At 60.4% G+C, this 12,521-nt stretch carries 14 protein-coding genes; 3 read left to right on the top strand and 11 right to left on the bottom strand.

The features are described 5' to 3' along the window. Positions 1-2: 2 nt before the first annotated feature. The 5 genes from ABQ278_RS05275 to flgB form a co-directional block, all read right to left on the bottom strand. On the bottom strand, positions 3-833 hold the full coding sequence (locus ABQ278_RS05275) for a flagellar biosynthetic protein FliR (protein ID WP_349321545.1): 831 nt from the start codon (positions 831-833) through the stop codon (positions 3-5). 2 nt (positions 834-835) lie between these two features. Further along, complete coding sequence (gene fliQ / locus ABQ278_RS05270; RefSeq protein WP_023447319.1) at positions 836-1,099, bottom strand: flagellar biosynthesis protein FliQ; 264 nt, start codon at positions 1,097-1,099, stop codon at positions 836-838. Between the two features lie 342 nt (positions 1,100-1,441). Further along, positions 1,442-1,753 carry a flagellar hook-basal body complex protein FliE gene (fliE, locus tag ABQ278_RS05265; RefSeq protein WP_349321544.1) on the bottom strand — a complete coding sequence of 104 codons (312 nt, stop codon included), beginning with the start codon at positions 1,751-1,753 and terminating at the stop codon, positions 1,442-1,444. A gap of 11 nt (positions 1,754-1,764) precedes the next feature. After that, complete coding sequence (gene flgC, locus ABQ278_RS05260) at positions 1,765-2,190, bottom strand: flagellar basal body rod protein FlgC (RefSeq protein WP_349321543.1); 426 nt, start codon at positions 2,188-2,190, stop codon at positions 1,765-1,767. Positions 2,191-2,201: 11 nt separating this feature from the next. Beyond that, positions 2,202-2,618, bottom strand: a complete 417-nt coding sequence (gene flgB, locus ABQ278_RS05255) for a flagellar basal body rod protein FlgB (protein ID WP_349321542.1) — start codon at positions 2,616-2,618, stop codon at positions 2,202-2,204. Positions 2,619-2,766: 148 nt separating this feature from the next. Here flgB and ABQ278_RS05250 point away from each other — a divergent pair, with 148 nt between their 5' ends. Genes ABQ278_RS05250 through ABQ278_RS05240 form a run of 3 tightly spaced genes read left to right on the top strand, consistent with a single transcriptional unit; the run spans position 2,767 to position 4,261 of the window. Further along, the gene (locus ABQ278_RS05250; RefSeq protein ID WP_349321541.1) at positions 2,767-3,099 is read left to right on the top strand and encodes a flagellar biosynthetic protein FliO; all 333 of its coding nucleotides are present in this window, start codon (positions 2,767-2,769) and stop codon (positions 3,097-3,099) included. Positions 3,100-3,157: 58 nt separating this feature from the next. Beyond that, positions 3,158-3,907 carry a flagellar type III secretion system pore protein FliP gene (gene fliP, locus ABQ278_RS05245; RefSeq protein WP_349322108.1) on the top strand — a complete coding sequence of 250 codons (750 nt, stop codon included), beginning with the start codon at positions 3,158-3,160 and terminating at the stop codon, positions 3,905-3,907. After that, entirely contained in the window at positions 3,908-4,261 is a 354-nt protein-coding gene (locus tag ABQ278_RS05240; RefSeq protein WP_349321540.1) for a hypothetical protein, read from the top strand. 94 nt (positions 4,262-4,355) lie between these two features. On the opposite strand, the gene ABQ278_RS05235 is transcribed toward ABQ278_RS05240, so the two are convergent. The 6 genes from ABQ278_RS05235 to ABQ278_RS05210 all read right to left on the bottom strand — a co-directional run bounded on the left by ABQ278_RS05235 (position 4,356) and on the right by ABQ278_RS05210 (position 12,316). After that, positions 4,356-5,228: an SPFH domain-containing protein gene (locus tag ABQ278_RS05235; RefSeq protein WP_349321539.1), complete on the bottom strand. Its 873-nt coding sequence runs from the start codon at positions 5,226-5,228 to the stop codon at positions 4,356-4,358. Between the two features lie 413 nt (positions 5,229-5,641). Continuing rightward, positions 5,642-8,722 carry a tetratricopeptide repeat protein gene (locus ABQ278_RS05230; RefSeq protein WP_349321538.1) on the bottom strand — a complete coding sequence of 1,027 codons (3,081 nt, stop codon included), beginning with the start codon at positions 8,720-8,722 and terminating at the stop codon, positions 5,642-5,644. 68 nt (positions 8,723-8,790) lie between these two features. After that, complete coding sequence (locus ABQ278_RS05225) at positions 8,791-9,657, bottom strand: magnesium transporter MgtE N-terminal domain-containing protein (RefSeq protein WP_349321537.1); 867 nt, start codon at positions 9,655-9,657, stop codon at positions 8,791-8,793. Positions 9,658-9,672: 15 nt separating this feature from the next. After that, a complete protein-coding gene (locus tag ABQ278_RS05220) occupies positions 9,673-10,395 on the bottom strand; it encodes a DUF6468 domain-containing protein (protein ID WP_349321536.1) in 723 nt (240 codons plus the stop codon). Between the two features lie 9 nt (positions 10,396-10,404). Further along, complete coding sequence (gene fliM, locus ABQ278_RS05215; RefSeq protein WP_349321535.1) at positions 10,405-11,580, bottom strand: flagellar motor switch protein FliM; 1,176 nt, start codon at positions 11,578-11,580, stop codon at positions 10,405-10,407. A 52-nt stretch (positions 11,581-11,632) separates the two neighbouring features. Beyond that, positions 11,633-12,316, bottom strand: coding sequence for a flagellar basal body-associated FliL family protein (locus ABQ278_RS05210; protein WP_349321534.1), 684 nt, complete (start codon positions 12,314-12,316; stop codon positions 11,633-11,635). Positions 12,317-12,521 lie beyond the last annotated feature (205 nt).

Here is a 12,521-nt window from a genome sequence, read left to right as displayed (position 1 = left end):
CTTTACGCACCTGGCCGGATGAAGAAACCAAGAAGCTCCTGGTAATGCTCGATGAAGACCATCCCCATGGTACCGAGCGACAAAGCCAGCAAGGCGAGGCCAAACAGCACGCTTAAAGGCGTAGCGGCGAAGAAGATTGGAAAGGCGGGCATCATGCGCCCGACAAAACCGGTGGCGATATTGAACACCATGGCAAAGACGATGACCGGCGCCGAAAGCTGGAGCGCCAGCACAAGGCTTTCGCTTAAGATGCGCAGCATCATGGCGCCGGCATCGGCGACCATCACCTGCTTCATCGGCGAGAAAACTTTGTAGGAATTGACCATGGCGCGGATGAACATATGATGGGTGTTGGTGGCCCATATCATCACCAGACCGAACATGGCCAGAAAGGCCCCGAGACTGGTGCTCGATTGCGCTTCGGTCGGGTTGGCGGTCTGGGCGAAGGACAGAGTGGTTTGCAGCGAGAGGATTTCTCCGGTCGTGATCAGGGTAAACAGCAGGATGCGCATCAGGGTGCCCAGCATCAGGCCGATCACCGCTTCGTGGATGACAATACCAACCAGATCCCCCAGTCCGGCAGGCATCGGCGGCAAGGTGGGGCTGACGATCGGGGTGATGATGATGGCCAGGAGAAGCGCAAAGCCTATTCGCAGGCGCGGCTGCACCGACGGATCGCCCAGCCCCGGCACCAGCATGACCAGGCTGGCCAGGCGGATAAAGATCAGCCCAACGGCCCAAAGCTGCGCCGAGGTGCCGAAAAAGGAACTGATATCCGCCCCCCCGGTATCAGGCAGGCCGGTACGAATTTGCGCGGCCGCCTGCAGGAACATGCTTACATCGCCGCTATCTTGTTGACGATCTCGTGCATGAAGCCGGCCAGCAGCGACCCCATCAAGGGCAGGAGCAAGAGCAGAGCCAGAAAGACAGCGATGATTTTGGGAGCGTAGATCAAGGTGGCTTCCTGAATCTGCGTCAGGGCCTGAAACAGGCCGATGGCAACACCGACCACAAGGCCCACAAGCAGGATCGGCGTACAAAGCTGAATGGTCAGCCAGATCGCATCACGTCCCACGTCCAAAACTTCTGCACCGGTCATCTGTTCTCGTCCAAACCGTTAATATTTACAAACGCACCCGGCAATATTTGCCGCACAGCGGGCCGAATTTGCCGCCCTAACGGTTAATTTCGCCTTAAGCTATGGAGAGATTCTGACGGTAAGCGCAACTGCCCTTAAAGCAGAAAGCAAGAAACCCCACCACCGCATCGCTACGCTCGCGGTCCCCCTCCCCGGCAGGCGGGGAGGTACAAGTAAGCATTGCCCTTGATTCTACGGGCGCTTAAGGCCGTCAATTCGGATGAGATGCTAGCCGGCTAGCGACGCAGGTACACCTCGTACCTGCAAGCGACGACTGCGACGCAGATCGCCAAATTCACGGCCTTAAATAGGCATGCGCATGATTTCTTGATAGGCACTGATCACCTGATCGCGAACGGCGATGACGGTCTGGAGACTGGTCTCGGCGCTGGAGATGGCGGTCACGGCATCGATCAGTTCGGCCTTCCCCTGCGATTGCTGCACCATCATGTTTTCTGCCCCCTCGGTCGATTTGACCGTCTGCTGGAGCGCGCCCTGCAACATCTTGCCGAAGTCCGGCGCACCAACAGCCTGGCCGTCTTCCTGGCCCTTGGTCAGGTTCTGAGCTTGCTTCACAGCGGCGCCATAGGCGCGTGCGGCCATCAACGGGTCCATGGTTCAGGTCCTTACTTTTGCAGGATATCGAGTGTTTTTTGCGTCATGGCGCGCGCCGTCTCGATCACGTTCAGATTGGCTTCATAGGAGCGCTGCGCCTCGCGCATATCCATGGTTTCGATCAGCGGCTGGACATTGGATTTCTTGACATAACCCTTGGCGTCGGCCGCCGGATGGGTTGGGTCATACTCCAGTCCAAAGGGCTGCATATCCGGCGTGACGCTGGCCAGCTTAACGCCTGTAGCGCCATCGATCGGCGCGGAGGTAAAGACCGGAGTCTGGCGGCGGTAAGGATCAGAGCCCGGCGTCTTGCCGGTCGAATTGGAGTTGGCGATATTTTCCGCGATAATGCGCATGCGCGCCTGCTGCGCCTTAAGCGCGCTGGCAGCCACCGCAAGGGTCTGATTGGAATTGATCGGCTTGTCGTTATTGATCACCTAAGCCTCCTTTATTTGCCCGGCGCACGGGCGGCCATGCGCACCATGGCCATCGATTTTTCGTAGAAGCTGACGGCCGCCTGGAACTGCATCCGGCTTTCCGACATCTTGATCATCTGTTCCTCCAGCACGACGCTGTTGCCGTCCATGGTGGTTTCCGAATCGGGCGAGACCACTTCTTTACCATGCTTTACGCCGCCGCCATCGACCGCCATGTGCATGGCGTTGGTCTGCGTCATGCCCAGATTGTCGTTGCCTTCCGTGGCACCGGCTACCAGCGCACCAAAATCCTGCGCCCTGAGATCGCGTGGCTTGAAGCCCGGCGTAGAAGCGTTGGCCACGTTTTGCGCCACAACCTTCTGGCGGTCGTTGAGCCAGCCCATGCGCTGCTTCAGCGCCGACATCAGCCCTATATCCTGCGTGCTCATGGATCATGCCTTTTCAGTTAACGTTCGCCCTCGACTCAACCTATGTACAGGCAGGCTCCGGGTGCATGGGGCAAATTATGCCCACCTTTTGGTTAACGAAGGCTTTAAGTAAACGCCGCGTTAACCGGGATGGTTCAGTAAGGATCGTATGGACGTTATCAGTACCCTCAAGGCCGTGTTCGCCCTGACCATCGTGGTTGGGCTGATACTGGGGCTGGCCTATCTGCTGCGCCAATTCGCACCGGCGCTGATGGCAAAAATGCAGGCGCAGCGCGGCGCCCGTCGGCTTCAAGTCGTCGAAACCCTCGTGCTCGATCCGTCGCGCCGTCTGGTGCTGTTGCGGCTCGATGACCAAGAACGCCTGATCCTGCTCGGCGAAGGCCGCGAACTGGATGCGCCTTCAGCCTTGCACACAAAGACATTAGAACGGTCGATTTCACCGACGAAAGCACCTCTGGACCCCAATGATGACCTGTTCTAAGTCGCTTTCTTCCGAGGTTACCGAGACGCCGAAGCACAAGGGCATCGGCCCGAAGACGATGAACTTTATCGTGCTGGCGGTGTTCACCCTAGCCTTCACCCTGATGATTCTGCCCTATGGCGCGCTGGCCCAGTCGGTGAATGTCGATCTCGGCAAGGGCGGTACGCTCAGCGCGCGCGTGGTACAGCTTATCGGCCTCATGACCGTGCTGTCGCTGGCGCCCTCCATCGTCATCATGAGCACTTCATTCATCCGCATTGTTGTGGTGCTGTCGCTGCTGCGCACGGCGCTGGGCCTGCAACAGAGCCCGCCCAATGCGGTGATTATTTCGCTGGCCCTCTTCCTGTCGGCCATTGTCATGGCCCCGACCTATGAACTGGCCTACAGTCAGGGCATCAAGCCGCTGATGGATCAGGAAATGGAGTTGCCGGCCGCTTTCGACGCCGCCAGCCAGCCGGTCAAGGCCTTCATGCTGGCGCAGGTTGATCCGAAAGATCTCGATCTCTTCGTGGGCCTGTCCAAGATCGAAGCCCCGGCCGACAAGATGGACCTGCCGGTGCGCGTGGTGACGCCCGCCTTCATGATTTCCGAACTGAAAAAGGCCTTCGAGATCGGCTTCATGCTGTTCGTGCCGTTCCTCGTCATCGATCTGGTGGTGGCGTCGGTGCTGATGTCGATGGGCATGATGATGCTGCCACCTGTGGTCATCTCCCTGCCCTTCAAGCTGATCTTCTTCGTGCTGGTCGATGGCTGGCATCTGGTCGCCGGCTCACTGGTGCAGAGCTTCCATCAAGTGCCGGGGGGGTAGATGAGCCTGCTCGACAAACTGACTTCGCCTTTTCTCGGCAAAACGGCCGATGGCGTTGTTTATTACCGTTTCGCCAACCGCGCGCAGGCTCTGCAAGTTAAATCACAACGGACTCTCGCCGAAGTGCGCAACCTGATCCTCGTCATGTATGGCATTGTTTCCACCATGACCTTTGGTGGCCTCGCCTTTGCCGGCGCCCTGACGCTGATCATCGCCATGTCTGAAACGACTGTGGCGCTGAGCTTCGATCTGCGCTGGCTTTTCCTGGCTGAATTGGGACAAATACTTCTGATCGTAATCGTCATTTGCGTTTTCGACGGCGTTATCTCGCGTCTTTTACGTCGTCAGCCCTAACGGCATCGACCTCGTCAAAAACGTCTTAATATTGTATCTCATCATATTTCCGGCAAAGAAAAAGGGAGACCGCAAAGCCTCCCTTCCATTGTCGTTAGCGCTTGTTGATGTCGATGAACGGCACCGCGCCGCCGGTCGTTGTCGGCAGCTTGCCGTCCCATTTCTCGATGGCGCGCAATTGCACCACTTCCGGCGAAGACGATATCGACTGCGCCAGCATGCGGTTCGATTCGGCCTGACCACGTGCCTGTTCAATCAAGGCATCGGCCTGAGCCTTGGCCACGGCAACCTGTGCCTGAGCGGCCGACGCATCGGCATCGGCCTTGGTCTTCATCTGGATCGAATCGAGAATCACCTGCGGGTAGCGGATGGTGCCGATCCAGTCGAGCTGGCTGATATTGACGCCTTGCGCCTCCCATTTGCGATTGACGCGCGCCAAGGCCTTCTGGATGACCTGCTGGCGACCGCCGCGATAGAGGAATTCGACGCTGACCAATTCGGTTTCCGCCGCGATGGCCGAGCGGACATCATTACGGATCGGCCCTTCAAACAACTGATCGAAGGTCAGGCGATAGCGTGTATAGAGCGCTGGCGCCTTGGAAGGGTCTATGCGCATCACGAGTTGCACATCGGCGGTCATCGGCAGGGCGTTGTTGTCGGAGAAGGTGACCTCCTCATTCTCTGGCCCACGCTCATCCTGTTCGCGGGTATAGGTGTAGGTGCGCTGAATCACCGGAAATTCGGCGATACGCTCTCCGGGTAGGTTTATATGCCAACCCGAGGACAGAGGCGTCTTGTCGACGCCGGCATTGGGCCCCAGCGTCCTGATCTTGACACCCACATTGCCCGGCTGGATGGTCTGACCACACGACACAAGGCCTACAAGAGCCAGGACGACAACACCGGCGGCTATACCGGCGAATTTAAGGTTTTTAGGCACGGCGATGCCGTTTCTATAGTCTGCCATAATGATATCTCGTGCTCTGCGGTCACGGGTTGCCCCCCGAAGGCGCAGAACGACGCCTTTCTGTTTTCAAGAGTAAAGTGAGTGAACCAAGCAGATGCGCGTTCTCCTTTGACGGAGAGTTGGAAGGGTCATGGTTTCGGGGGCTTGATCGCGTGTAAGCAAATATGGGCTGGTGCCGAGATTTCGACTTTCGCCGCGCATAGACTTGCGGCTTAGCTTATTTAACTGACGATCATGTTCCTTCATATACTTCCATCCTCGTCATAAGACTTCGTTTGTCTTCGAGGACAGACAGATATTACACGGAAGCCGGAAAGCTTAAAAGCGAAACACGACAAGGATCACACGGATGTGACTTTGTTACTGTAAGTGAAGCGGCTGCGGCGCGGCTCTTGCCGCCCCTCAAGAACTCATCACGCCGTCTTGGCGGCTGGCGCAGGCGGCGCTTTCGCAGCCTTGGCTGCGGCGTCATCCTTCTGGCGGAAGCGCTTCTTCATGCCGCTCACCCAGCCGGAGAAGGTATCCGTGGCAGCGGCCGAAGCCGCGAAATCCTTGGCGCTCAAGGTACCGCCATCGAGCGGCGCCAGGGCCACGCGCAGAGCGTCCGGCGACGACGCCGTCTCCGAGAACTTGGCAAAGCGCGTCGATAACCGCGTCAGGGCCGGCTGATCCTTTTGCAGGCTGTAGGCCACCGCCGCGCGGATCACGCGGGCTTCATCGGCCGGGCTCAGGGGCTGCTCACTCTTCCAGCGATCGCCAAGGCGCTTTTCCAGCAGGGCCGCGGCAAGGGCATAGTCCTGCTTGTTCCAGTAGATGTCGGCGCGCACCTCGTCGGCTTCCGGCGACTTGTCGCTGCCCAGCACGTCCAGCGCCTTGTCCGGTTCGTTCAGTTCGCTGAGCGCGCGCGCTTCCAGAATACGGCGCTCGGCCATGACCGATTTCGGCAACAGGGTGGTGCGTGTGTTCCACAGCGCGCCCAGCGCCTTCTGCGGATTCTGGTCCATCAGGTAGATGGCAGCCAGATCGGCGGCCACCGACGATTTCGCCACGCCATCAAGACGGTTATTGACCTGATATTCCAATAACTCGGCGGCCTGATCGAGCAGATCGACATCGACCAGACGGCGCACGATCCGGCGCACCATTTCGTCGCCATCGGCGCCGATCGGGGTCAATTCCTTGAAATCGTTGAACAGGCCAAGCGCTTCGACCGGCTGGAGACCATCGGCCATGCCGCCGAGGAACAAACCCCGGAACGCCTGATTGAGCGAAGTCTGGATCTGCGCTGACTGCGGATTGCTCATGAACGCCTGACCGCCGCCCTTCAGCACCATCAGGGCCTCACGGTAACGGCCTTCGCTGAGATAGATCTGGCCCATATTGGCGATCAGTTGCAACTCGGTATCGTCGCCGCGCCAGCGGAAACGCAGCGTGTCAAGCGCCGCCAGGGTCTGGGTCGAGGTCGCTTTTTTGAGATCGTAACCGAGCATGGCGGCGTGCATGGCAGCGGGAGCAGCGATCTCATCATCCGAAGCCCGCGCCACGGCCTGATACACCTTGAACGCGCGGGCCTTGTCGCCCTGGGCCTCGATGATCTGGGCGCTGACCAGATAGGCGGAAAGCTTTTCCAGCGGGGTCTGCGCCTGCGCCAGAGCATAGCCGATCATGGCCTCCGCCGTAACCAGATCCTTCTGCTGCAAGGCTGAGAAGGCATAGGCCGTACCGATGCGCACGCGCCATTCCGGGGGGAACTGATCGAGCGCCCGCAGGCCCGCCTTGAAATCCTTGACCGCATCGGCGTGGTGACCGTCATGCATTTCACCGTAGCCTGCCCACAGGCGCGACGCCGGATCGTTGATCAGTTGTGACGATGACAGATCGGGCACCGCCTGAGTGTAGCGTCCGGATAACATCCGCGCCACCACGCGCAAGCCGCGTACCTGAGGGTCTTCCTGCGCGCGCGCATTGGTCTTGACCAGCAGATCGAGCGCGCCTTGCGCTTCATAATAGAGCCCCTGCCCGACCAGGAAACGCGCCATGGCCAGACGCGCCTTGGTGGGGGCAGCCGAACCGAGGCTGCCCTCGTCGGCGGCGGCCACCTGCAAGGCATTGTAGCGCGCCAGGAACCCTTCGGCCGGCCTGGCCGACCAGTCCGCATTCATCATGCCAGGATAGAGCGCATTCTTGTAAACAAGTGTGGCGTCGCTTGGCCGCGCATTGGGATCGGTCGGCGACAGAGTGAGGCCAGCTGGACGCGACACCTCGATCAGATCACTGGAAGCGGTGACCTTCACATCCGGCGCCATGTGGACAATGACAGCGCCCTGCGCCGTCGAGCTCAGCGTGGCCTCCAGAAGGGTGCGCGTCGTGGAAAGCTTCTTCACCGGCCCGCGTGCCGGAATCACCGCCATGCGATCGCCAACGCCCGGATCACGAATCCAGGCGACACGCGAGGCGCCGGCGAGGTTGAGATTGAGGCTCGGCACACCGGTCGAATTGTCGCGGATGACATCAACTTCGTTCGCGCGATCATCGAGCGCCTTGCCACCAAGACGCACCCGCCACACCAGTCCGTCATTGGCCACGGACAGCGCCCCCACCGTCGGCGCCTTCAGGCGCAGCGCGGTGAAGCCGTCATTGCGTATCCATTGCGCATCCTGAACGATCATGCCGTCCTTGAGTGTGGGCGGCAGACGCAGTTCGACTTCGGAATCGAAAACCACCCAGACCAATTCGCCGCGTCGGAACACGGCGGTGGCCACCGGCCCGGCGAACGGGAAGGCGATATCCTTGCCGCCATCAATCGCGCTGACCTCAAGCGCCACCACCGGCGCGCTGGGAGCGGGGTTGACGCGCGCCTTATCGGCCTCCGCCGCCGGCTTCGGATCGCCCTTGATGATATCCTGCAAATTGACGACAACCTTGCCGTCTTTCTTGCCGTCGGTCGGCTTGGCGTCATCCATGGCGGCCGGATTGATCTGCACGAAGACAGCGCCGTCTTCGCGGCCGAACCGGGTTTCGAACCCGTCGCTGACCGTCAGCCACAACTCGCTGGCGCGGGCGTCGGATTTAAGCTCGACCGACTTGATGCCGACTGGCGGATTGGCACGGATATCACCAAGATCGGGCTTGGCCTGCCCCGGCAGGCGGATCACCACCTGGCCCTTGTCACGCCGCACCGAGGCACGGCTGCCGATGGCGCCGTAAATCTCGATCCGGCCCGATTTGGCGTTACGACCGACACGGATATCGATATCACCACGCGAAGCGATCTGTGGGGCGGCAATCGGATCACCCAGCGCCAGACTGGCCATGCCCATGCCAACCGTCGCCGCCACAATGGCGCTGGTGCGCAGGGCGCGGTTCATCGAAAACGGCGGTTTTGGCTTTGGCGCTTCAAGCAAACGACGCGCAAGCTCCATCATCCGCGCATGCGGTTCGGGGTGCGCAGGTTTGTCCGCGGCTTCAACAGAGGCGTTATGATCTCGAATCATGAGCCCTTAATGTGGCGCATGACGGGTTTAACCAACGTTAATAGGACTGTAATTTAGAAGGTTAACGCTTACTTTTTGGCCGGCATCGGTTTGGCCGCAGCGTTAGCGGCAGGTTTGGCGTTCGCCGCCTGCGGGCCGCTGGCCGCCGGGCCACCTGTGGTCGCCTTATCAAGCTGCTGTTGCAGGCCATCGGCGCGCTGCATCCGCTTGGCCAGCTTCTCGGTCAGGTCACGCGCCGCATCCGGCGTCATGGCACCCAGAATGGCGGCCAGACCGCGATCCTTCATCTTAGCGGCGATCGGCAGGCGCACATCGTCGCTCATCGTGCTCAGAATAGCCGCAGCGTCCTTCGGCTTCATCGCCGAATAGACAGCGATGAGGCGATTGGTGTCGTCGTCCTGCACCTTGGTGGCCTGGTCGAGCAGGCCCTGAATCTGCGTTTTCAGCGAGCTCAGTTGCTGAATGCGGGCATCGAGCTTGGAATCCGCCGCCTCAACCAGTTGCGTGCGCGCGTTAAGCTGTTGTTCGCGCTGGTCCAGTTCGGCGCGGCGCGTGCCCAGGCTTTGCAGGATGTTGAGCTCGTTGGGCGACATGCCGGCCTGTTTGGCTAGGTCATTGACCGAGGTGGCGCAGATCGGCGCCATCGGGGCCGGGGTGGCCGCATCCTTGGCGTGGGCCGCCGCATCGGCCGCCATCAGGGCCGGATCAACACCATAGGTCTGGGTCGGGTCATCTGGCCGGTCGGTCTCACCCTTGGGTGCCGCGCCCTTTTTGGTCGCTGACTTTTCGGCTTTCTTGTCACCCTTGACGTCGGCTGCGAAGGCTTCGGCAGCATGAAACGCGCCCGGCACCAGATCAAGGCTGGTGATAGCCTTCATGGCAAGGACGCCGGTGACGGCGACAGCAACGAGCGGCAGGAAACGGGGCAAGGCCATACAGGTCTATCTCTACTAGCGTTTACGCAAAGACGGCACATCGGCGCCGCCAAATAACTCATCCTCGACCGACACAGCCTGCCGGACCGGCAGGTTGAGCGAACGGATCATTTCATTGAGATTGGCGACAACCAGTTCTGACATCTGAACGGCGTCGACCATCTCGCTTTCATCTTCCGGAGTGATCTCCGGCAGCAGGCTGGGGCGCCCGCGCGACAGATCCTTGCGGGCGTAAGGCGTCTGGCTCGGCCGGACGATATCGTTGGTAAAGGCCGTCCGGTCACGCGCTCTGGGTGTTGCCGCCTCTTCGTGGATCGAGCGGATGATTTCCGGCGCCGGTTCGGGACGAGGCGCTTCACGGACAAGCTCCGGACGCACAGGTTCAGGACGCATCATCGACAGGCTGCGCGCCGCCTCGAAGCTGACCAGCCCCTTGTCCAGTTCGCCCTGCACGCGCTCGGCGCGCGCCACCTGGAGATCGAGCTTTTGCAGCACATCACGCGCCGCCAGGATGCGGCCATGCAGCAGATCCTGCAATTCGTCAGCGTTGGAGCGCAATTCCTTCAGCGAGTTGTGGGCGCGAATGGCGGCGTCATCGAGTTCATGCACAGCCTTGGCGAAGCCTTCGTGCGCCGCGCGCAGGGCCTTGAGGCGTTTATCGAGACGCATGCCGAACCACAGCGCCGCCACCAGCAGCGCCATCAGGATCACATTCATGATGATGTTCGCCATGCTCATGTTCGCCCCCTACTTTTTCAGGCCCTGCGTCAAACGACGCCGCGCCGCAGAGGCGAGCGGCGCATCGACACGCACAGCGATATTATGTCCCTTGCGCCCCATGCGTCCGGTCGTGAGCGGAATAGCGCCGCACTTCAACTGTATCGGCGATTCGGCATTGGCATGCAGCATCAGCGTTTCGCCGACCTGCAAATTCAGCACCTTGGACAGCGGCACCTGCTGCTCATCGAGCACGGCGCGCACCTCCATCTGCGTGGTCCACAGTTCGGTGGCCAGGTGGCTTTCCCAGATGTTGTCGCGGCCGAACTTCTCCCCCATGAACTGCTGGAGCAGCATCTTGCGGATCGGTTCGAGTGTGGCATAGGGCAGCAAAAGCTCGACACGGCCGCCACGGTCTTCCATGTCGATGCGCAGCTTGACCAGGATGGCGGCATTGGCCGGACGCGCGATGGCGGCGAAACGCGGATTGGTTTCCAGGCGATCGAGATTGAAACTGACCGGCGTCAGCGGCTCAAAGGCGGCCTTGGCGTCGGCCAGGATGACCTCGACCATGCGCTGCACCAGCACGCGCTCGATCGTGGTGTAGGGCCGGCCTTCAATGCGCAGCGCCGCTGTGCCGCGGCGACCACCGAGCAGAACGTCGACGATGGAATAGATCAGGTTGGAATCGACCGTCAGCAGGCCATAATTATCGAGTTCCTCGGCACGGAAGACGGCCAGGATGGCCGGCAGCGGAATCGAGTTGAGATAGTCGCCGAAACGAATAGACGAGATGTTGTCGAGCGAAACTTCGACGTTGTCCGAGGTGAAATTCCGCAAGGAGGTCGTCATCAGACGGACCAGCCGGTCGAAGACGATTTCGAGCATCGGCAGGCGTTCATAAGACACCATGGCCGAATTGATGATCGCCCGGATACCCGAGCGTTCGTTATAATCGTCTTCCGAGAGATCGAAGCCCAGCAGGCTGTCGATTTCGTCCTGGTTGAGGATACGCTCGGCACCGGCGGGCATATTGAAACGCTCGCCCATCCCGCCGCCGCCTACCATGGCCTCCCATTCGGCCGCAAGGTCACCGCCGGAGTCGCCGCCACCGCCACCTGGGGCGCCCGAGACGGCATCGGCTTCAGCGGCAAGCTCCGCCTCCCACGCCGCCATCATGGCTTCCTGATCGACTTCATCCGCCATCAGGTCACCGCCTTGCGGGACTGGGTTTGCAACAGATACGCGGCACGCTCCATCAGGTCACCAACATGTCAACAATGAGCACAGCGTTGATCTTGTGCGGCGCCAGTATCAGGTTGACCCGGCGCAGAATTTCGAGACGAAGCTGCATATTACCCTGCGATCCGGCGAGGTCTTCCGGCCGCAACTCGCGCAGGAAACCCTGCAGCACGTCATTGATGCGCGGCTGATTCTCGATGATCAGTTCCGAGGTCTCCTCGTCCGGACATTCAAAAGTCAGCTTCATCTTCAGATAGGAGGCGCGACCATCGGGCGACTGGATATTAGCCACCATGCCAGGCATGGCCAGATAGGTGATGCCATTCGGCCCTTCGGAAGCGACCGGTGTCGTTGCCGGATCAGCCTTGGCCTCGCCACCTTCCTTCTTCTCGCCGTGACCGCCTTTTTCCTTTTTTTTCTTGTCGTCCTTCTTCTCGCCGTGGCCACCCTTTTCGGCGTCCTTGCCGTGCTCACCTTCCTTGCCATGCTCCCCCGCCTTGGCAGCATCCGCTGGCGGCTTTGGCGCCAGAAGCAGGAAATAGGCCGCAGCACCGCCGCCGCCCAACAGCAACACGGCCGCGGCGATAATGACGATCAGCATAGGGAACTTCTTTTTCGGCGCAGCCTCGCCTTCAGCGCCCTCGGCGCCGTCGACCGGCGGGGCTTCCGCGTCTTTGGACTTCTTTTCTTTCTTGGCCACTTTCGCCCACCCGTCAAATACACACCAGAGCCGGATGGCCGATCATAGCCCCAACCCTTAAATAAACCTTACACGCGCCCCACGCGGGGCGCCTGCCGCCACTATCGCCAAACATGGTTAACGATTACTTGTTAGGAACGCCCCGGCGCGGCATTTTTTGCCGCCCGCTGATCTGGGCAGATTCGCGCTGGAAAGCCAAGTTTCC

The sequence above is a fragment of the Asticcacaulis sp. MM231 genome, from assembly GCF_964186625.1.
GTDB lineage: Bacteria > Pseudomonadota > Alphaproteobacteria > Caulobacterales > Caulobacteraceae > Asticcacaulis.
Note: the sequence above shows the minus strand (reverse complement) of the source record. Positions and strands in the feature narration are given on the sequence as shown.

Excerpts from the sequence above, each read along its gene's own strand:
- ABQ278_RS05275 (WP_349321545.1), bottom strand. The coding sequence starts at position 833 with ATGTTCCTGCAGGCGGCCGCGCAAATTCGTACCGGCCTGCCTGATACC.
- fliQ (WP_023447319.1), bottom strand. The coding sequence starts at position 1,099 with ATGACCGGTGCAGAAGTTTTGGACGTGGGACGTGATGCGATCTGGCTG.
- fliE (WP_349321544.1), bottom strand. The coding sequence starts at position 1,753 with ATGGACCCGTTGATGGCCGCACGCGCCTATGGCGCCGCTGTGAAGCAA.
- flgB (WP_349321542.1), bottom strand. The coding sequence starts at position 2,618 with ATGAGCACGCAGGATATAGGGCTGATGTCGGCGCTGAAGCAGCGCATG.
- ABQ278_RS05250 (WP_349321541.1), top strand. The coding sequence starts at position 2,767 with ATGGACGTTATCAGTACCCTCAAGGCCGTGTTCGCCCTGACCATCGTG.
- fliP (WP_349322108.1), top strand. The coding sequence starts at position 3,158 with ATGAACTTTATCGTGCTGGCGGTGTTCACCCTAGCCTTCACCCTGATG.
- ABQ278_RS05240 (WP_349321540.1), top strand. The coding sequence starts at position 3,908 with ATGAGCCTGCTCGACAAACTGACTTCGCCTTTTCTCGGCAAAACGGCC.
- ABQ278_RS05235 (WP_349321539.1), bottom strand. The coding sequence starts at position 5,228 with ATGGCAGACTATAGAAACGGCATCGCCGTGCCTAAAAACCTTAAATTC.
- ABQ278_RS05230 (WP_349321538.1), bottom strand. The coding sequence starts at position 8,722 with ATGATTCGAGATCATAACGCCTCTGTTGAAGCCGCGGACAAACCTGCG.
- ABQ278_RS05225 (WP_349321537.1), bottom strand. The coding sequence starts at position 9,657 with ATGGCCTTGCCCCGTTTCCTGCCGCTCGTTGCTGTCGCCGTCACCGGC.
- ABQ278_RS05220 (WP_349321536.1), bottom strand. The coding sequence starts at position 10,395 with ATGAGCATGGCGAACATCATCATGAATGTGATCCTGATGGCGCTGCTG.
- fliM (WP_349321535.1), bottom strand. The coding sequence starts at position 11,580 with ATGGCGGATGAAGTCGATCAGGAAGCCATGATGGCGGCGTGGGAGGCG.